Source organism: Brooklawnia propionicigenes (assembly GCF_030297015.1).
In the GTDB taxonomy this organism is placed as follows: Bacteria; Actinomycetota; Actinomycetes; order Propionibacteriales; family Propionibacteriaceae; genus Brooklawnia; species Brooklawnia propionicigenes.
This window is the reverse complement of sequence record NZ_AP028056.1, coordinates 2,885,118-2,904,629: the sequence shown is the minus strand read 5'-3', so window position 1 is coordinate 2,904,629 and position 19,512 is coordinate 2,885,118. Positions and strand designations below refer to the sequence as shown.

Annotated in this window: 12 protein-coding genes; 3 read left to right on the top strand and 9 right to left on the bottom strand. The window is 66.4% G+C overall.

The window, feature by feature from the left end:
* Positions 1-45 precede the first annotated feature (45 nt).
* Both QUE25_RS13385 and QUE25_RS13380 read right to left on the bottom strand, forming a co-directional pair.
* The gene (locus QUE25_RS13385; RefSeq protein ID WP_286265828.1) at positions 46-918 is read right to left on the bottom strand and encodes an acyl-CoA thioesterase; all 873 of its coding nucleotides are present in this window, start codon (positions 916-918) and stop codon (positions 46-48) included.
* A gap of 151 nt (positions 919-1,069) precedes the next feature.
* Positions 1,070-1,588 (bottom strand): hypothetical protein, encoded by a 519-nt coding sequence (locus QUE25_RS13380; protein WP_286265826.1) that lies wholly within the window; start codon positions 1,586-1,588, stop codon positions 1,070-1,072.
* Between the two features lie 144 nt (positions 1,589-1,732).
* Here QUE25_RS13380 and treY point away from each other — a divergent pair, with 144 nt between their 5' ends.
* Both treY and treZ read left to right on the top strand, forming a co-directional pair.
* Positions 1,733-4,429 (top strand): malto-oligosyltrehalose synthase, encoded by a 2,697-nt coding sequence (treY, locus tag QUE25_RS13375; RefSeq protein ID WP_286265824.1) that lies wholly within the window; start codon positions 1,733-1,735, stop codon positions 4,427-4,429.
* A complete protein-coding gene (gene treZ, locus QUE25_RS13370) occupies positions 4,426-6,150 on the top strand; it encodes a malto-oligosyltrehalose trehalohydrolase (RefSeq protein ID WP_286265822.1) in 1,725 nt (574 codons plus the stop codon). Before treY ends, treZ begins: the two co-directional genes overlap by 4 nt.
* Before the next feature lie 45 nt (positions 6,151-6,195).
* Here treZ and QUE25_RS13365 read toward each other — a convergent pair whose 3' ends face one another.
* Together QUE25_RS13365 and QUE25_RS13360 are read right to left on the bottom strand one after the other, a co-directional pair.
* Positions 6,196-6,939 (bottom strand): hypothetical protein, encoded by a 744-nt coding sequence (locus QUE25_RS13365; RefSeq protein WP_286265820.1) that lies wholly within the window; start codon positions 6,937-6,939, stop codon positions 6,196-6,198.
* A 194-nt stretch (positions 6,940-7,133) separates the two neighbouring features.
* Positions 7,134-8,168 carry a YeiH family protein gene (locus QUE25_RS13360; RefSeq protein WP_286265818.1) on the bottom strand — a complete coding sequence of 345 codons (1,035 nt, stop codon included), beginning with the start codon at positions 8,166-8,168 and terminating at the stop codon, positions 7,134-7,136.
* A gap of 70 nt (positions 8,169-8,238) precedes the next feature.
* On the opposite strand from QUE25_RS13360, the gene QUE25_RS13355 reads away from it, so the two are divergent.
* Positions 8,239-9,129, top strand: coding sequence for a LysR family transcriptional regulator (locus tag QUE25_RS13355; RefSeq protein ID WP_286265817.1), 891 nt, complete (start codon positions 8,239-8,241; stop codon positions 9,127-9,129).
* On the opposite strand, the gene hrpA is transcribed toward QUE25_RS13355, so the two are convergent.
* From hrpA to QUE25_RS13330, 5 genes are all read right to left on the bottom strand, one after another.
* Positions 9,116-13,084: an ATP-dependent RNA helicase HrpA gene (gene hrpA, locus QUE25_RS13350; RefSeq protein ID WP_286265815.1), complete on the bottom strand. Its 3,969-nt coding sequence runs from the start codon at positions 13,082-13,084 to the stop codon at positions 9,116-9,118. The genes QUE25_RS13355 and hrpA overlap by 14 nt on opposite strands.
* Positions 13,085-13,165: 81 nt before the next feature.
* On the bottom strand, positions 13,166-15,658 hold the full coding sequence (locus QUE25_RS13345) for a phosphoketolase family protein (protein WP_286265813.1): 2,493 nt from the start codon (positions 15,656-15,658) through the stop codon (positions 13,166-13,168).
* A gap of 194 nt (positions 15,659-15,852) precedes the next feature.
* Complete coding sequence (locus tag QUE25_RS13340) at positions 15,853-16,689, bottom strand: enoyl-CoA hydratase/isomerase family protein (RefSeq protein ID WP_286265811.1); 837 nt, start codon at positions 16,687-16,689, stop codon at positions 15,853-15,855.
* On the bottom strand, positions 16,689-18,305 hold the full coding sequence (locus QUE25_RS13335) for an acyl CoA:acetate/3-ketoacid CoA transferase (RefSeq protein WP_286265809.1): 1,617 nt from the start codon (positions 18,303-18,305) through the stop codon (positions 16,689-16,691). Before QUE25_RS13335 ends, QUE25_RS13340 begins: the two co-directional genes overlap by 1 nt.
* Before the next feature lie 11 nt (positions 18,306-18,316).
* Entirely contained in the window at positions 18,317-19,327 is a 1,011-nt protein-coding gene (locus QUE25_RS13330) for a LacI family DNA-binding transcriptional regulator (RefSeq protein WP_286265807.1), read from the bottom strand.
* Between the last annotated feature and the right edge of the window lie 185 nt (positions 19,328-19,512).

Here is a 19,512-nt window from a genome sequence, read left to right as displayed (position 1 = left end):
TGGGGCCGTTGTCGTGACTGCCAGTAGGTCGGGGGGTCCAGCAGGTCAGCTGAGCAGGGCGCGGGACTCGACCTGACGGATGAGACCCTCCTGGGCGCAGGACGCGATCAGCCTGCCCTCCTGGAAGAGCCGGCCGTTGGAGAATCCCAGGGCCGAGGACGCTGAGGGCGAGAACATGTCGTAGAGCAGCCACTGGTCGGCCCGGAATCGGCGATGGAACCACACTGCGTGGTCGATCGAGGCGGTCTGCAGCTGATTGGACATGAACACCACCGGATGCGGCACCGTCGAGACGCTCAGCAGCGTCAGATCCGAAAGGTACGCCAGCACCGCCTGGTGGATGCGCAGATCGTCGGGCAGTGCGGCCTCCGTGCGCACCCAGACCCGCATGCTCGCGACGTGGCGGCCTGGTTTGATGGAACCGCCGGGTGAGGAATCACCCGCGAACCGCACGTCCAGGGCGTCCCATTCATGCCAGATCGAATGGGAGCCGAACCGGGTGTCCATGACGTCGACCAACCGGGGGCACTCGTCGGGCACCGGAACGTCGGCCGGCATCGGATCGGCGTGATTCAGTCCGGGCTCCAGGCCATGGAACGAGGCCGAGCCGATGAAGATCTCCCGTTCCTCCTGAAAAGCCTCGACGCGCCGGGTGGTGAAGGTATTGCCGTCACGCATGGCCTGCACATTGAAGCGCATGTCATCGTCGGCAGCGCCCGGGCGAAGGAAGTAGGCGTGCAGGGAGTGCGCCACCCGGTCGTGGGGCACTGTCTGATAGGCGGCGGTGAGCGCCTGCGCCAGCACCTGCCCGCCGTAGGTGCGCTGCATCCTGGTCCGAGGATGGGGGGCCACGAAGGACATCTCGCCGAAGCGGGTCAGATCAAGCAGGGCAAGCAATTCTGCAGTGTTAGCGGGCACTCGCCTACCCTGCCACATCGTCGGCCTCCATGGAACAGCCTCACGAACGATACCGGCGATGCAACAGCCCCGCGATTCCGCAAGCGGCACCGCAGGGCTGCGCAAATTCAGTTCGGGTCGGATTCAGCCGAATCAGACCGGTGCTGTCTGGTCACTGATCCTTGAGATCATCCTTGGCCTGCTCGGCGGCCTCGGAGACGGCGTCACTGGCGTCGGCGACGGCATCCGAGGCGGCACCCTTGGCCTGCTGCGCAGCGTCCGAAGCATCGGCTGCAGTCTCGGAGGCGGCCTGGGCGGCGTCGTCCTTGGCGTCGAAGAAGGCAGCCTTGAAGTCGGCGAACTTGCCGCCGAAGTCCTTCTTGAGGTCATCGAACTTGTCGTCGAGATCAGAGTCGTCGTACTTGGTCTTGACGGTGTCAGAGATATCGCGGTACTTGTCACCGAGCGATTGGGTGAACCCGCGGAACTTGTCGTCCAGGTCGGATTCGTCGACCTTGCCCTTCACCGATCCACTGAACTTGTTGTACTTGTCACTGACATCGTCCTTGAAGGCATCGATCTTGTCATCGAGGTCGGAGTCTTCATACTTCTGCTTGACCGAGTCAAGAAACTCGGTTGTCCGCGCCTGCACATCCTTGGCCAGTGCCTCCAGCCGGTCACCAAAATCCATCGCTGATCCCTTCTCGTCGGTACTTGTCTAAACGCTAACTCGACACCTTGTGTTCCTGAGGCAGACCGGCAAAGAAAACCCGGCGTCGACTCGGCGAGAGTAGTTTGTAATAGTCGTATCTTCGATTGATGAGGCTGAAAGCTAGTGACTGAGAGCATACAAATCGCCAGCCAAGCCCCGAGCGGGCGCAGTGCGCACCTGCCATCGAGCGGGCGACGCATCCCTGTGTCCACCTACCGGCTGCAGTTGGGGCCGGATCTGAGCTTCGATCAGGCCGCTGCGCAACTGGACTACCTCGATGACCTGGGCATCACCGATCTCTACCTCAGCCCCATTCTGCAGGCTGCGCCCGGCAGCACACACGGCTATGACGTGGTCGATCACACCCGGATCAGCGATGTCATGGGCGGACGCGCGGGCTTCGAGCGACTGACCAGGGCTGCGCACAAGCGCCAGATGGGCATCATCGTCGATGTCGTCCCCAACCACATGGGCGTGCCCACTCCGATCTACCACAACAAGGCGGTCTGGTCGGTGCTGAAGTATGGCGCCCACTCCCCCTACGCGCGCTGGTTCGACGGCACCGACGACGGCGACGGCATTCTGATGCCGTTCCTGGGGGCCCGTATCGGCACCGTGCTCGCCAATCACGAGATCACCCTCGAAGACCGCGTGATCCCCGGCCTCGAGGACGAGGGTGCCCAACCTGTGCTCGTCTATTACGACCACGTCTTTCCGGTCCGGGCCGGCACCGAGAATCTGCCGGTCGAATTGTGCGTCGCTCAGCAGTACTACCGGCTGGCCTACTGGAAGGTGGCCGCCGAGGAACTCAACTTCCGGCGTTTCTTCGATGTGGACACGCTGCTGGCAGTGCGGGTGGAAGATCCCGAGGTTTTTCACGCCACCCACGGCCTGCTGCTGGAGCTGTACCAGCAGGGCTGTATCGATGGCTTCCGGATCGATCATCCCGATGGCCTGGCAGACCCGCGCGGCTACATGCGCCGGCTCTACACGGCGACCGGCGGCGCCTGGATCACCGCCGAGAAGATCCTCGAGGCCGATGAGCAGATGCAGGCCGACTGGCCGGTCGCAGGCACCACCGGCTACGACGCCGCCTGGCGGATCGGCGCGTTGTACTGCGATCCCAATGGCTACGGCGAGCTGGCCACCATCGCACACACCATCACCGGTGACATCCCCGGCTCCCTGGATGAAGTGATCGGCGAAGCGAAGCGCGAGATCACGACCACCTCGCTGTTCGCCGAGGTGCACCGCATCGCCTCGATGGCCTATCAGATCTGCCGAGACGACATCATGCTGCGCGACCACACCCAGGGATGGATCGCCCGTTGCCTGGCCGAACTGGTGATCGCATTCCCCCGCTATCGCGCCTACGTGGTCCCCGGCGAACCTGCACCCGATGAGGCGGTCGAGTTGGTCACCGCCGCCGCAACCAAGGCCCGTCTGCGGCTGGATCCCGAGTTGCACGACACGCTGGATCTGGTGGTCGACCTGGTGCTCGGACGCCAGGTGGGCTCCGAGCAACGCGTCCAGCGGGCCCAGCGCGAAGAGCTCGTCGTCCGGTTCCAGCAGGTGTGTGGAGCGGTCACCGCGAAGGGCGTCGAGGACACCGCGTTCTATCGATGGACCCATCTGCTCTCCCTCAACGAGGTGGGCGGGTCCCCGGCGACCTGGGGACTGACCCCCGACGAGTTCCACCCCTGGTGCGCTCAGATGGCGGCCACCTGGCCCGCCACCATGACCTGCGGCACCACCCACGATTCGAAGCGTTCCGAAGATGTGCGGGCTCGCATGACGGTGATCTCGCAGTACGCGAGTGAGTGGCGAGCGCTGCTGACCAAGCTGCATCCCTACACGTCCCAACTCGAAGGTCATACCGAGAACCTGCTGTGGCAGACCCTGGCCGGCACCTGGACCTCGGCCGGCCCGATGGAGATCGAGCGCTTCAGCGACTACATGATCAAAGCCTCCCGCGAGCAGAAACTGTGGACCTCGTGGACCAACCCGGATGCTGCTTCCGAGGGTGTGCTGGCCATGACTATCGGCGACCTGTATGCCGACGACGACGTCATGGGCGCCTTCGCTGACTGGTTCGACATCACCAGCGAGGCGGCCAGGGCCTCGATCCTGTCTCGCAAGGCCGTGCAGCTGACCTGCCTGGGCGTGGCCGACTGTTATCAGTCCTGTGAGACCGTCCAGAACTACCTGGTCGACCCGGACAATCGGCATCCGGCAGACTTCGCCGCGCTGGCCAAGATGGGACGAGAACTCGCCGATCGACCACCGGTCAGCCTGGCCGAGGAGAAATACCACATCACCCGCGCCATCCTGCGGCTGCGCAGGCGGCGTCCGGCAGTCTTCGTCGGGCCGCATGCCTCCTATCGTCCGCTGCCGAGTTCGTCCGGGCATGTGACCAGCTACTCGCGTGGGGCTGGCGATGAGGTCGTGGTGATCGCCAGCAGGCTGACCCGGTCGGCTGAGCAGGTCGATGACTACCTCGGGAATACCGTGGTGCTGCCCGAGGGGCAGTGGTTCGATGTGCTCACTGCCCAGGAATACCCGGGAGGGCCGGTCGAGTTGACCAGGCTGCTGGAGCGCTTCCCCTGCGCTGTGCTGGAGGAGGTCTCCGACGCCGAACGGACCACCAGCATCCGCGCCGTCGGACAGCCACCCCAGCCGAAACCGGTCCGTCCGGCGCCGGCCGCCGAGACCGAGGGCGGCCTGCTCAGCTGGCTGACCCGTCGGTTCGTCAACCGCGAGGAGGAGAGAACTCCCGTGCAACCGCCCAAACGCATCGACGGCCCGGCGGATGCCCGATGAGCGGATCCGAGGTGCTGATCAGGTTGTGGGCGCCGCTGGCCGACTCGGCGTTTGCCGTGGTGGACGGTCAGCGGCTACCGATGCGTCCACAAGACCCCGGCTATTGGACGATCGACTTGCCCGCAGGCACCGACTACCTGCTCGCCATCGACGACCAAGAACCGCGGCCCGACCCGCGCAGCGCCCAACAGCCGTTCGGCGTGCACGGCCCGTCCCGGGCGTTCGACACGTCCGCGTACCGCTGGAATGATGCGCAGTGGCCCGGCATCGACGTGGTGGGCTCGGTCTTCTACGAGCTGCATGTGGGCACATTCACCCCCGCCGGTACCCTCGATTCGGCCATCGACAAGCTCGATCACCTAGTTCGGCTCGGCGTGCAGACCGTTGAGCTGATGCCGGTGGTGCCGTTTCCGGGTGACCGCGGCTGGGGATACGACGGGGTGGACCTGTATGCCGTGCATGAAGCCTACGGCGGACCCGCAGCGCTGCAGCGCTTCGTGGACGCCGCGCACGGACGCGGCTTGGCGGTCTGCCTGGATGTCGTTTACAACCACTTCGGGCCCGCCGGCAACTACGCCCCCGTCTTCGCGCCCTATTTCACCGACAAGCACGACACGCCGTGGGGATCGGCCATCAACCTGGACGACGAGCACTCCGACGGCGTCCGCGATTTCATCTGCGAGAACGCCATCCGCTGGTTGCGCGAGTTCCACATCGACGCGTTGCGGTTGGACGCCGTGCATGCCCTGGTCGACGAGGCGCTGCAGCACATCTTGGCCGAGCTGTCCGAGCGGGTGGACGCGATCCGGCCCAGCCTGCCCCGTCCGGTCGCGTTGATCGCCGAATCCGACTTGAACCAACCGTCCATGGTCGAGCCGAGGTCGGCCGGCGGCATGGGCATGGACGCGCAATGGGCCGACGATGTGCATCACGCGCTGCACGCCTATCTGACCGATGAGACCTTCGGCTACTACGTGGATTTCGGTCCGGCCTCGGTGCTGCGTCAGGCCTTGGAAGATGTCTTCGTCCACAACGGCTCGTATTCCACCTTCCGCGAGCGGAATTGGGGTGCGCCGGTGCCCAAGAATCTGGACCGGCGCCGATTCGTGGTCTTCACCCAGAACCACGATCAGGTGGGCAACCGGGGTCTCGGGGACCGGCCCGACGTCAAGCTCCCCGCGGGTGCGGTGGCCGGCGGGGCAGCGCTGCTGTTGCTCTCACCGTTCACTCCGCTGCTCTTCCAGGGCCAGGAGTGGGGCACGAGACGGCCTTTCCTGTTCTTCACCGACCACGAACCCGAACTGGGGGCGGCTGTCACCGAGGGTCGGCTGGCCGAGTTCCAGAGCCACGACTGGGAGGCGATCTACGGACCCGATCCGGCGATTCCCGATCCGCAGGCGCTGTCCACCTTCGAGAACAGCAAGCTGGACTGGTGGGAACTGGATGATCCGCCCAACGCGCGGATGCTCGCCTGGTACCGGCGGCTGATCGAGCTGCGGCACGAGTTCTTCCCGACCGGCGGCGGCCAGGTGCACACGGACTTCGGGGACGACTGGTTCCGCATGGTTCATGGGCCGGTGACGGTGATCATCTGCCCCGGCCCGCGTCCGGCCCGCGTCGACGAGCAGCGGGAGCGGATCATCGCCGGCTGGGGCGAGGCCTCGACCGCCGAGCAGACGGTGCGGCTGCCCGCGCATTCGGCCGTGGTACTCACCGACTGAGCAGCGGCGACGCTTCAGCCGGAACCGTCGGCGTCGGCTGACCCATCACCGATTGGGCGACCATGTCGTCGATGGGTTGGTCGGGTAGGGCGTTGTGGGCCCCGCGAAACCCTGGCCCGGACGGCCACGGGTGCCCGGCCTCTTGCCCAGTCCGACAGCGATGAGGATGACCCCCACGATGGTGCCTGCGACTGCCAGTAGGATGCCGCCGACTCCGACGAAGATGCCGCCGATCGACACCGGTGGCCCCACCAGGAGCGGGGTGCTGGTGTCACAGACGATCATGTAAAGCTGGGCCGAATCGGCCCTGAAGGAGCCGAACGACTCCCATGACTGGTTGGCGTTGCCGACCGTGCTGTGCTGCATCGTCCCGACCCCGGGAATGCTGCCGTCGGCTCCGATCACCTCGCAGCTGGGCGTCATGGAGCCCTCCGGCTTGTACAGCTGGAAGACCTGTCCGGACTCGGCGCTGACCTGGGTGCTGACGGAGAACTCCTGCGACCTGTCGAGGGTGCCGACCGCGCCGCCGATACCCATGATCGCCATGATGACCCCGCCCACCAGGCCGACCGCCAACACGATCACGCCTGCGATCAACAGCTTCTTGCCCCCGGGCCTGGGCTGAGGTTGCGTGTTCACCCCGCCCGGGTTTGCGTACGGCGGGTACGGACCGCCGGAGGGGTACTGATCGCCTGCGGGGTACGGCGCGCCAGGCTGCTGATAGCCGTGCTGAGGCGCGGGCTGCCCGCCTTGGAAGAAAGGTGGATTCGGGCCTGGTGGGACGCTCATGATCGACTCCTTCGGACTTCGTCAGGTCGTGTCCGGGATGCCTGTCCCGAACTCTGCCGCGATCAGCAGAACCATTCTGCCGCCCCCCGGTTCACCTTCACCGGCACGCCGGGCTGCCTGCGCAGGATGCCGGCCGCGAACCGGGCCTCCTCGGGCTTCGGCTTTCGGACGCTCACCGTCCGCCGACCAGTCGATCAGCCGATGATCAGCACACCGGCCAGTGCGGTCAGCGAGACGATGACGGTCGAGATCAGACCGAGCAGAACAGGACGAAGGCCCACCTCGCGCAGCGCGCGAATCTGAATGCCGAAGCCCAGCGCCACCATCGCCATCGCGAGCACGGCGCTTTGCACGGTTTTTACCACATTCATCACCGGGACGGGGATCGCAACGGCCGTACCGATCACCACCATCGCCAGGAAGCCGAGCACAAAGCCGGGGATCGGCATTGGACGGTTTCCCGATTGGGTGACGCTCGTCCCGGTGCGGCGCGTCATCAGGCCCAGCACGGCCACCACGCCGGCGAGACAGATGACGCGGGCCAGTTTGACCGTCACGGCGGTCGTCATCGCGTCCGATCCGATGGCCGCGGCTGCGGCTACCACCTGAGCGACCTCGTGGATACTGGCACCCGCCCAGGTCGCCGCGGACTGGGCATCCAGCCCCATCAGTCCTGCCAGCAGCGGCACAACCGGGATCGACACCGTACCGTAGAGCACCACCAGGCCGAGCGCGGTGCCGGTCTGCTCCTCGTCCGCACCCGAGACGTCTTTGGCGCCGGCGACCGCTGCGGCCCCGCAGATGGAGAAGCCGCAGGCGATCAGCATTCGCAGCGGGCCGGCAATACCGAGCAGGCGCCCGATCCACAAGGTACTGGATACTCCGACGGTGACGACGATCACCACCAGAGCGAGTCGCTGCCAGCCCAACCCGGCAAGCGTGGCCAGGGAGATCTGAAGACCGAGCAGTACGATACCGACGCGCAGCAGATACTTGGACGCGAAACTCAGGCCAGGCAACCAAGAGGCAGGGACGGGACGCAGATTGCCGATCACCGCACCGAGCACGATGGCCACCAGCAGTGTGCTGAACAGTGAGTTGAGCTGATTGACCAGCAGGGCTGCGAACGTCACCAGCGCCGTGACGATCAGCCCGGGAATCCACTCCCGGGGACGAACATGATGGCGAGCAGGTCTGAGGGCAGTCTGTGCTTCGACGGTTTCGGTCACCGGTCCATCCTGGCCGGCCAGTGATCCGGACGGAATGGTCAATCGGCTATCGCGGCCATATCATTCCGATATGAGTTGGCCTGATCTGGCGGCGCTCGAACTGCTCGTCCGCATCGACGAGCTGGGCAGCCTCTCACGAGCCGCCGATGCCTGCGGCATCGCGCAGCCGAACGCCACCCGCACCATCGCCCGGTTGGAGCGCCAGCTCGGCCAGTCACTGGTGGTGCGGTCGTCGTCCGGATCGAAACTCACCCCGACAGGCTCCCTGGTGGCGCACTGGGCAGAGCCAGTACTGGTGGCGGGCACCACCTTCAGCTCGGCCATCAACACTCTGCGTGACGACAATGCCCACGAGCTGCATGTATTGGCTTCTCAGACGGTTGCCGAATGCTATGCGCCGGGCTGGCTGGCCGGATTCCGCGCTGCCTATCCGGACACCAATGTCAAGATGTCGGTACACAACTCGGCCTTCATCATGGAACAGCTGGCCGACGGGGACGACCGGCTGGGGTTGGTTGAGTCACCAACGGTGCACGCGGGGCTGTCGGCGGTCCCCGTGGGTCATGATCAGCTGGTGGTGATCGTGCGCCCCGATCATCCGTGGGCCAGGCGCCGCTCCCCCATTGATCTGGCGCGGCTGGCTCGCACGCCGCTGGTGGTTCGGGAAGAGGGATCGGGCACCAGGGATGTGCTCGACCGGGCGCTCGCCGATTTCGATCCAGTGCCGCCGGTGGCGGTGGTGAGTAGCAATGCGGGTGTGCTGGGTAGCGTCATCGCGGGAGTTGCCCCGGCTGTGACCAGCAAGAAAGCTGCCGCGGCGGCGCTGCAGGCAGGTCTGATAGCGAACGTCGCGGTGCAGCAATCCGGTCGCCTGCGGCGCACGCTGCACGCGGTCTGGCCGGCCGGTGCGCAGTTGCTCGGGCCGGCCGCTGATCTGCTTGCGATGATCAGGATTGGCTAACGCGGGCCTCCTGCATCGCCTTGCGGATCCGTTTCGGCGAGACGGTGACCGCAGTCCCCAGGGTCTGCGCCCAGGTCTGCACCCGCAACTCCTCGATGAGGAAACCGATATCGTCGACGGCATCGGGCAGGCGTCCGGGCGGCTGTTCGGCACAGAGCTCGTCGTAGTCGGCCACCAGATCATCGATCACCCCGGCAAGCCGGGCGTCCTTGGTCGGGTCGGTCGCGGCCAAGGTCAGCCGCGCCAGCATCGCCTTGCAGTAGTACGGCAGCCGGTCGTACCAGGGATCACGGATGAATCCGATGAAGCCGTCGAATACCAGGTTGTCCAATTGATCGGTGATTTCCGCCCCGATCTTCGACGAGGCGGCCTGCGCCCGGATCTGGCGGGCCAGCTCGCATACCTGCGCCGCGACCTGCACCACCTGACGCATCTGATCGGCCTGCTCCTGGCGAACCTGCACAGCCAGCGACTCGTAGGTCTGCTGGTCACGCACGGTTGCTGTGTCGAGCCGGCGGGCCGCGCACTGGTCGGCCGCCTTCAGCCGGGCGTCGGCCAACAGAGCCGGGACGTTTGGATAGGGGCTGGACGGCAGCACCATCTTGTCGGTATTGGACAGGTGCGAAACCGTCCAGCGGGTGGGGTCGGGGTTGGTGAGCACCAGCAACCGGCGGATCCCCCGGCGGTGGACGGCTGCCTGCTGTTCGGGGGTTTCGGCGATGATCACCCCGACTGCCTGACCGAGGTCCTTCAGCGCCGGATAGCCGATCGCGGTGATGCCGGACCGCTTGATGGTGACCTTGGACTCGAGTCTGCCGAAGGTCCAGGAGGTCGACGCCGCCACCTTCGGCGCGGCCTTGGTCAGCGTCCGTGACACCTGCGCCGACAACTCCTGACGCAGCTCGCCGAGGTTGCGGCTGAAGCGATCGGGCTTGCCTGGCGTGGCGACCACGAAGCCCACCTGCAGATGCGTGGGCACTTCGTCGGGATGCCAGTCCTCCGGCTCGACGGCCACTCCGGTCAACGCTCGCAACGCGCGTCCGAGTTCATCGCAGAATCTTCTCGAATGGTCCGGCTGGTGCTCGTCCAGCCAGGCCAGCGCCTCGCGGGCGCGGTCGGGTGCCGGCACGAAGCTGGTGCGCACCTGCTTGGGAAGATGCCGGATCAGTTCGGTGGCGAGCTCGGTGCGTAACCCGGGCACCTGCCAGCTGAACGGCTCGGGATGCAGCTGGTTGAGTTGTGCCAGCCGGACGCTCACACTCGCCCCGTCTCGTCCGTCGCCGGGCTCGAAGACGTAGCTCACGGGCAGGCTCAACCCGGCAACCGCCCACCGATCGGGGAAGTCGGCGCGTGCCGCGTCCCGATCGTCCGCGTCTGTGAGCAGGTTGAGGTCGAATTCGAGGAAGGACGGGTCGGGGTGGTTGCGCCACCAGGCGTCGAAACTGGCACCTGAGGTGACCTCGGACGGCAGCCGCGCGTCGTAGAAGTCGAAGATCGCCTGATCGTCGACGAGCATGCCGCGCCGCCGGGTGCGGTCGGCGACATCCTCGGCCTCGCGCAGCACGGCCCGGTTGTGCTGCAGAAAGTAGTGTTTCGCGTGGGTATCGCCGGGATTCCACTGCTCCTCGACCAGCCCGGAGCGGATGAAGATCTGCCGGGCGGTGGGCGCGTCGATCCGGGCGTAGTCCACCAGGCGCTCGGCGACGATCGGCACCCCGAGCAGCATGACCTTCTCGTAGGCGACCACCCCGGCCGAATTGGACGACCAGTGCGGCTCCGAATAGCTGCGTTTCAGCAGCTGCCCGGCCACCTGTTCGAGCCACTCGGGTTCGATGGGTGCCACGGTGCGCGCCCACAGCCGGGTGGTCTCGACCAGTTCGACGGCCATCACCAGCGGCGGTGGATTCTTGGCCAGCGCCGAACCGGGTTGGATGGCGAACCGCGAACCGCGGGTACCCATGAATTCGGTGATCGGACGCCCCCGCCGGGCCTTGGGGTCGCGTTTGGGTGGTGGCAGTTGCAGACCGATGTGGCTGATCAGCCCGGACAGCACCGCGGTCAGGATCTCCGGTATCTCGGCGGGAACGTCGTTGCGGTGCATGCCCAGGTCTCTGCAGACGAGCTTGAGCTGGGTGTGCAGATCCTGCCATTCGCGCACCCGCAGGTAGTTGAGGTACTCGTCGCGGCACAGCCTGCGGAACTGGTTGCCGGACAGTTCACGGCGTTTGACCTTGAGGTATTGCCAGACCCGCACGATGGCCATGATGTCGCCGCCGGGGCTGACCGCGGTGGCCTGCTGTGGGGCGGACGCCTCGCCGCGCAGCCCCTGCGCTCGCGCCGTCTTCGACGTGTGCGGGGTGTGTCGCAGTGGCTGCGGGTTCGGGCTCGATGCAGCCTCCCGTGCCGCGGCGCGGCCGGGCCCGCCGGTGTGCGGGGTGAAGCGCGCCGGTGCTTGTCCATTCCGCTCGCCGGCGAGTGCGGCGGTCATGGCCTCGTCGGAGAAGAAGCGGGCATGCAGCCGGTCGGCCTCGTCGCGTTTGTCGCTCGGACGCTCCCGGGGATCCTGGATCGCCAGGAAGGCCGCGATCACCAGCACCTCGCGCAGGCAACCCCGCTTGTCGGCCTCGATCAGCATCCGGCCGAGCCGGGGGTCGATGGGAAGCTCCGCGAGCTGCTGCCCGACCCGGGTCAGCCGCACCGGAGCCTTGGCTTTCACCGCGCCCAGCTCGGTCAGCAGCCGCAGCCCGTCGCCGATCTGAGCCGCGTCCGGCGCCTCGACGAACGGGAAGTTCGAGATGTCGCCGAGATTCGCTTTGGCCATCTGCAGGATCACCGATGCCAGGTTGGTGCGTAGGATCTCCGGTTCTGTGAACGGCGGACGGGTCAGGTAGTCGTCCTCGCTGTACAGCCGGATGGCGATGCCCGGCGCCACCCGGCCGCAGCGTCCCGAACGCTGGTTGGCCGAGGCCTGCGAGATCGGCTCGATGGGCAGCCGCTGTACCTTGGTGCGCGCCGAATAGCGCGAGATCCGGGCTGTGCCGGCGTCCACGACGTAGCGGATGCCGGGCACTGTCAGCGAGGTCTCGGCGATGTTGGTGGCCAACACGATCCGGCGGCCGGTGTGCGCGGTGAAGATGCGGTGTTGTTCGGACGCCGGGAGCCGGGCGTGCAACGCCACCAGCTCGACCTGCGGCCAGTCCTCGGCTGCCAGCGCGGTCAGGCCGTCGCGGATCTCCCGCTCACCCGAACAGAAGACCAGGATGTCACCGGGACCTTCACCGCGCAGCTCGGCGCAGGCCGCGACGATACCGTCGGCCTGATCGATTCCGTCGCCGGACGGATCATCGGGACTTGACAAGGCACGATAGCGAATCTCCACGGGATAGCTGCGTCCGGAGACCTCCACCACCGGGGCATCGGAAAAATGCGCTGCGAAGCGGGCGGTGTCGATGGTGGCCGAGGTGATGATCACGCGCAGTTCGGGCCGCGCGGGCAGGAGCTGCTTGAGATAGCCGAGCAGGAAGTCGATGTTGAGACTGCGCTCGTGAGCTTCATCGATGATGATCGTGTCGTAGCGGCGCAGTTGGCGGTCGTGGCTGATCTCGGCGAGCAGAATGCCGTCGGTCATCAGCTTGATCCGGGTCGCGCGGCCGGCCTGCCGGGTGAATCTGACCTGGTAGCCCACCAGCTCGCCCAGCGCCACGCCCATCTCGGACGCGATCCGCTCGGCGACGCTGCGGGCAGCGATCCGTCGGGGCTGGGTATGACCGATCCGTTTGCGGCCGGCCAGCAGACAGATCTTGGGCAATTGGGTGGTCTTGCCCGAGCCGGTCTCCCCTGCCACCACGACCACCTGATGATCGCGGATCAGCTGTGCGATCTGCTCGGCGTGCGCACTGATCGGCAATCCGGGGTCGAACTCAATACGCGGAAGCTCCGGCGAAGGTGTGGTCATCTCGCAGGCAAGCTTATGCGCATGCGCCCCGGCCTCCCTGCCCGAGGCGGGAGACCGGGGCGCAGCGCCGATCGTGGTCGGTCAGCTCAGGCCGAGGGCGCGATCCTTGGCGGCATGCCCGTCGGCGAAGGCCGCCCGACGGCGAGCCTCCTTGGCGCGCTGTGCATCGTCCGCCTCGATCAGGGCATCCTGCTCCGCAAACTTGCCGAGCTGCCAGCCGCGAATCTCCGGAATGTCCTCGAGGTACTCGACGATGTACTCCTCGTGGCGCGCCAGCTGGGCCTCGCACCACTGATAGAGCTCGTGGCTGCCCTCCGGCTTGACCTTGGAGTTGTTGATGCAGTCCATCACCAGGTGGTACCGGTCGACCTCGTTACGCACCACCATGTCGAACGGTGTGGTGGTGGTGCCGAGTTCACGGAAACCGCGGGCGCGGAAGCGGTCGGCGTCCGGACGCCCGTGCACCAGCTGATGAATCGCCCCGGCATAGCCGTGGAAGGCGAAGACGACATCGACATCGGTGGTGAACGCCTCGGCGAACTCCTTGGCGCTCATGCCGTGCGGGTGGTCCTTCGGGCGGTAGAGCGTCATCAGGTCGACCACGTTCACGAAACGAACCTTCAACCTCGGCAGCCGGGCCTTGAGGATCTCCGCTGCGGCGACCGCCTCGACGGTGACCACATCGCCGGCCGAGGCGAGCACGATGTCGGGTTCGGCATGACCCAGTCCCTCGGTGCCGGCCCACTCCCAGATGCCGTAACCGCGGGTGCAGTGCTCGACTGCCTCGTCCATGTTGAGCCATTGCGGCTGCGGCTGCTTGTCCTGCACGATCAGGTTGACGTAGTTGCGTGACCGGAAGCAGTGATCAGCAACCTCGACCAGGCAGTTGGCATCCGGCGGCAGGTAGATCCGCGCGACATCGCCGCGCAGGTTGAGCACGACCTGCAGCAGCTCGGGCGACTGATGCGAGAAACCGTTGTGGTCGTTGCGCCAGCAGGTCGAGCTCAGCAGGATATTCGTGCTGGGCACCTTGGCGCGCCACTCCAGGTGATTGGCCTCCTGAAGCCACTTGGCCTGCTGCATCGTCATGGACGCCGAGACCATGCCGAATGCCTCGTAGGACGCGAACATGCCGTGCCGGCCGGTCAGCGTGTAGCCGTCCAGCCAGCCGTGACAGTTGTGCTCCGAGAGCACCTCCATCACCCGGCCCTGTCTGCTCAGCTTCACATCGAAGACACTGGTGTGCTCGGCGAATGCGCGGTCGGAGACCTCGAAGACCGCACCCAGCCGGTTCGAATTGGTCTCGTCCGGACAGAACAGCCGGAAGTTGGCTGGGTTCTTCGCGTAGATGTCACGCATGAACTCACCGAGCTTGCGGGTCGACTCCAGACGCTCGGTGGCGCGGGTCTGGTCGGTCACCTCCACGGCGTAGTCGTGGAAGTCCGGCAGGTCCAGGTCCACGGTGAGGCGTCCGCCGTTGGCGTGCGGGTTGGCGCTCATCCGCTTGTCCCCGGCGGGGTTGTTGGCCAGCACCAACGCGCTGGGCGAGCCGTCGGGTTCGAACAGCTCGTCGAGATTGTACGAGCGCATCCACCTCTCGAGCAGCCGCAGATGAGCGGGGTTCTCCCGCACACCCGACAGCGGCACCTGATGAGCCCGCCAGGTGCCCTCCACGACTTCGCCGTCCACCTCGTGGGGGCCGGTCCAGCCCTTCGGTGAGCGCAGGATGATCATCGGCCAGACCGGACGCTCGCCATCCCAGTTGCCGCTCCGCGCGGCCTCCTGGATCGCCTTGATGCGCTCGTAGCAGTAGGCCAGGGCATCAGCAAAACGCTCGTGCATCCACGGCAGATCCTCGCCCTCGACCCAGACCACCTCGTAGCCGTGGCCGGTGAACAGGGCAGCAACCTCATCGGGGTCCTTGCGGGCCAGCACGGTCGGGCCGGCGATCTTTCCTCCGTTGAGGTGCAGGATCGGCAGCACTGCACCGTCATGGACCGGATTGAGGAAGCTGATGCCTTTCCAGCCACCCTCCAGCGGACCGGTTTCGGCCTCGCCGTCGCCGACTACCGCGGCCACCAGCAGATCCGGATTATCGAATGCGGCACCGAAGGCGTGCGAGAGCGCATAGCCCAACTCGCCGCCCTCGTGGATCGAGCCCGGGGTCGTCACCGATGCGTGGCTGGGGATACCGCCGGGCGCGCTGAACTGACGGAACAGCGACCGCAGGCCGTCGGCGTCCTGAGTGATCTTCGGGAAGACTTCGGTGTAGTAGCCCTCGAGGTAGCCGGCGGCCACCAGGGCTGGACCACCATGGCCGGGGCCTGCGATGTACACCATGTCCTGACCGGTATGCCGGATCAGACGGTTGAGATGGGAATAGATGAAGCTCAGGCCGGCACTGGTGCCCCAATGGCCGAGCAGTCGAGGCTTGATGTCCTCGACGCTCAGCGAGCGCTTCAGCAGCGGGTTTTCCTGCAGATAGATCTGGCCGACGGTCAAGTAGTTCGCGGCACGCCACCAGGCGTCCACACGCTCGACATCGTCACGAGTCAAAGGCGGAACCAAGGTCATGGGTCGAGGTTAACCTAGGCCCACCCAGGCGATCCGTGCTCTCACGTTTCCACCTGGGCGGCCCACGATGTGGTAGCGCCGAGCCCCAGATCCCGAACGCTCGCCGTGAATCGGTTCGCTTCTGCTGGAAACGCGAGTGAACTGCTCTACGGCGAGCGTCCGGGAGCGCAGCGCTGCTGGGAGGGCTGACCTGACTATCCGTGCAGCACGTCGCGCGGCCCGGGATCATCGAAGCTGCCGCTGAACTGCGGGGGCCGCTTGCTGCGGAAGGCCGTGACACCCTCCACGAAATCGTCGGTGGCCGAACTGGCCGCCGATCCCAGCGCCTCCAGGGTGAGTCGCAGACCTTCGCCGGACTGACCGTCGATGATCTGCTTGGTCATCTGCAGGGCGATCGGGGCGCGGGTGGCGATCTGCTCGGCGATCTCCCGCGCCTTCGCGACCACGTCAGGGCGTTCGGCGAGATCGGTCACCAAACCCCAGTTGAGCGCCGTTTCGGCGTCCACCATCAACGAGGTGAAGATCATCCGCTTCGCCCGGGCCACCCCCACCGTCTTCTGCAGTCGGGCGGTGCCGCCCCACCCCGGCAGGGTGCCGATGCCCAGCTCCGACAGCCCCACCTTGGCATCGGTGGCCATCACGCGGATATCGCAGGCCAGCGCGAGTTCGAGGCCTCCACCGAACGCGTTGCCGTCGATCGCGGCGATCGACGGCTGCCGCAACCCGGCCAGCTTGTCGAACAGCGCATGTCCGCGGCGAATCCAGGTGGACCACATGCGAGTGGCCGACAGCTGGCTGAACGCCTTGATATCGGCGCCGGCCGAGAAGGCCCGGTCACCGGCGCTGGTCACGATCACGGCGCGCACGTCTTCGGAGTCGTCGATGACGGCCAGGTGCGATTCCAGCTGCTCGACCATGGGAATGGTGAACGAATTCAGCTTGTTCGGCCGTGAGATGTGAATGACGGCGACGTGACCGTCGACGGTCAGTGTGATCTCGCCATCGGGTTGGACCGGGCTCGGATCTGTCATCAGCGGATCTCCCCGGGAACCGGAAGCGGACGACGCGGCGCACCGAGTTCGAGACCCATGGGTGCGTCGGTGAAGATGCGCGCGTCCATCAGCTTGAGATCATCGGCAACCGCCAGCGGAATCCCGGCGCGCGCCAGCACGTCGCGCTCCAGATCCACCCCGGGCGCGATCTCGACAACGGTGATGACGCCGTCGCGCAACTCGAGCACGGCACGCTCGGTGACGTAGGTCACCTGTTGGCCGCGGCTGGCGCCGACCGCGCCCGACCAGGTGATCTGGGCGACCTCGGGCAAGAACTTGGCAATCTTGCCATCGGAGATGATCTCCAGGCGTCCGTCACCCAGCCGGACGTCCTTCCTGCCCGCGGTGAACTGGCCGGAGAAGACCAGCCGCTTGGCATGCGCAGTGATATCGGCGAAACCACCGACACCGGCGGTGACGTGGGTGGTCGAGCGCATCAGCGACACGTTGACATCGCCGTGCTGCGAGACCTCCATGAAGCTGAGCAGCGCGATGTCGATGCCGCCGCCCTGAAGCAGGATGAACTGGTCGGACGACGCAACGATCGCGTCCGGGTTGTAGGCCGCCCCGAAAGCCTTGCCGGTGACCGGGAAACCGCCGACCGGGCCCTGCTCGATGACCCAGGTGACCTCCCCGTCCAGGCCCTCCTCCATCAGAATGCGCGGCACATTCGCCGAGATGCCGAAGCCGAGGTTGGCGAGGTCGTAGTGGTGCAACTCCATCGCTGCGCGCCGGGCAATCACCTTCGTAATGTCGAAACCGATGCTCTCGATCTCATCGAGGGACTTGATCTCGGTGCCCGAGATGGCCGGATCGTAGAAGATGCCACCGGCCTGCTCCTGGGTGGGAGCGACCACGATCGCATCGACCAGCGCGCCGGGCACGTGAACCTCACGGGGAGGGTGCTTCTCGGTGGTCGTGCGCTTGACCTGGGCGATCACGATGCCGCCGTTGTTATGGGCGGCCACCGCGGTATCGAGGGTGCCCAGCACCGCTGCTTCGTCCTCGAAGGTGAGGTTGCCGTACGGATCGGCGGTGGTGGCGCGGATGATCGCAACATCCACCGGGATGGCCGGGACGTAGATCCACTCACGGCCGTCGAGGGTTTCGATGCGCGCCATGTCGGGGGTGACATCGTTCATCTTGCCGCCCTCGACCCGCGGATCGAAGAAAGTGCCGACGCCGACGTCGGTGAACACACCGGGCTGCTTGGCCGCCGAAGCCCGCAGCAACTCGTAGATGACCCCGGAGGGGAACATGTAGGCCTGGCAACCGCCGGACTCCAGCAGCGCGCGGGCGGCGGGCTTGGGCATCTTGGACGGGCCGGCCGGGTAGGAGCCACCGATGATCCGCGCCAGCAGACCTGGCTTGGCGATGTGGTCGATGCCCGCGATGCCCGCGGACATGTCACCGGTGTTGATGGCGTGGATCGAGGTGATCTGCTTGGGAGATGCGGTCTGCTCATAGCGTTCGCCGATCGCGGCGAGCACATCGTCGGGGCAGCCGATGGCTGAGGACGATGAGATCGCGACCGTGGCACCATCAGGGATAAGTGCGGCGGCTTCGGCGGCAGTCAGGATCGGTGGACGACGCATGCGTGGACTCCTCAGTTTCTGGATTGCGATGTGATGGCCGCGCAGCCACAGGAGGCGCGCGGGATGAGTGTGGAGGGGACGAGGATCCGCTCGGGCTCGGCGTAGGGTTCGGCGAGCCGGCGCAGCAGCAGCCGGGCGGCTTCGCGTCCGGCCAGTTCGCCGGAGGAGGCGACCGAGGTCAGGCTCGGCGTCGAGTAGCGGGCTTCGGCGACGTCATCGAAGGCCGCCACGAGCAGGTCGTCGGGTACCCGCTTGCCGGCCAGCTGGGCTGCTTCGAGAACGCCGAAGGCCACCTCGTCGGAGTAGCAGACCAGGGCGTCGGCACCATCGGCGATGGCCGCGGCGGCAGCGTCCACCGCCGCCTGCCGGGCAGGCTCACAGGGGTGGACGACCGGTGGCCGGTGGCCGGCCTCGGCCAGCGCGCGGATGACGCCGGCCAGCCGCGGTTCGTAGGACGAGAAGTGCGGGAGGCCACCCACGAAGTCGATGTGTCCGGCGCCGTGTTCGAGCAGATGGGTTGCTGCCTGGTAGGAGCCGGACGCGTTGTCGGCGGCGACGTAGTCGGTCGCGGTGCCGCTGACCCGGCGGACCAGTTGCACCAGCGGTATCGGGCTGTCGCCCAGGTCCTCGGGCGCCGATCCGTTCGCGGGCACCACCACGACCCCGTCGATCTTGCGTTCGGCGAGTGCGGTGAGAAGCCTCAGCTGCTGCCCGGGATCGTCGTGGGTGACCCCGGCGAGCACGAGCATGCCCTCCGCCTCGAGCACATCCTGGGCTCCGGTGACGAACTGGGTCAGATAGGGATGGCTCAACGCCGGGGCGATCAACCCCACCACTCCGGTACGCGAATTGCGCAGAGCTGCCGCCGAGCGGTCGTAGACGTACCCGAGGGCCTGCATCGATTCGCGGACACGCTCACGGGTAGCGTCGGCAACCAGCGGCGAGTCCCGAACGACCAGCGAAGCAGTTGCCCGGGAGACCCCGGCGTGCTCGGCCACATCGACCAGTCTGATGCGTGACATTGCCTTCCAAACGTCGTCGTCCAGGGTTTTGGATCGATCTATTAGATCGATCCAAAAGGAATCGTAGATTGACCCGCGAGCGAGTGTCAAGACCGAGTGTCACCACGATCTGCGAGCCTGCCGACCACGCCGCATACGGGTCGCATCGGGCTATCCGCGGTCGTTGCCGCCGCCCATCACCGCGG

What these genes read in the sequence shown, in the direction of transcription:
- QUE25_RS13335 (WP_286265809.1), bottom strand. Translation starts at nt 18,305, where the DNA reads ATGCGTCGTCCACCGATCCTGACTGCCGCCGAAGCCGCCGCACTTATC.
- QUE25_RS13365 (WP_286265820.1), bottom strand. Translation starts at nt 6,939, where the DNA reads ATGAGCGTCCCACCAGGCCCGAATCCACCTTTCTTCCAAGGCGGGCAG.
- QUE25_RS13355 (WP_286265817.1), top strand. Translation starts at nt 8,239, where the DNA reads ATGAGTTGGCCTGATCTGGCGGCGCTCGAACTGCTCGTCCGCATCGAC.
- QUE25_RS13345 (WP_286265813.1), bottom strand. Translation starts at nt 15,658, where the DNA reads ATGACCTTGGTTCCGCCTTTGACTCGTGACGATGTCGAGCGTGTGGAC.
- QUE25_RS13340 (WP_286265811.1), bottom strand. Translation starts at nt 16,689, where the DNA reads ATGACAGATCCGAGCCCGGTCCAACCCGATGGCGAGATCACACTGACC.
- treZ (WP_286265822.1), top strand. Translation starts at nt 4,426, where the DNA reads ATGAGCGGATCCGAGGTGCTGATCAGGTTGTGGGCGCCGCTGGCCGAC.
- hrpA (WP_286265815.1), bottom strand. Translation starts at nt 13,084, where the DNA reads ATGACCACACCTTCGCCGGAGCTTCCGCGTATTGAGTTCGACCCCGGA.
- QUE25_RS13380 (WP_286265826.1), bottom strand. Translation starts at nt 1,588, where the DNA reads ATGGATTTTGGTGACCGGCTGGAGGCACTGGCCAAGGATGTGCAGGCG.
- QUE25_RS13330 (WP_286265807.1), bottom strand. Translation starts at nt 19,327, where the DNA reads ATGTCACGCATCAGACTGGTCGATGTGGCCGAGCACGCCGGGGTCTCC.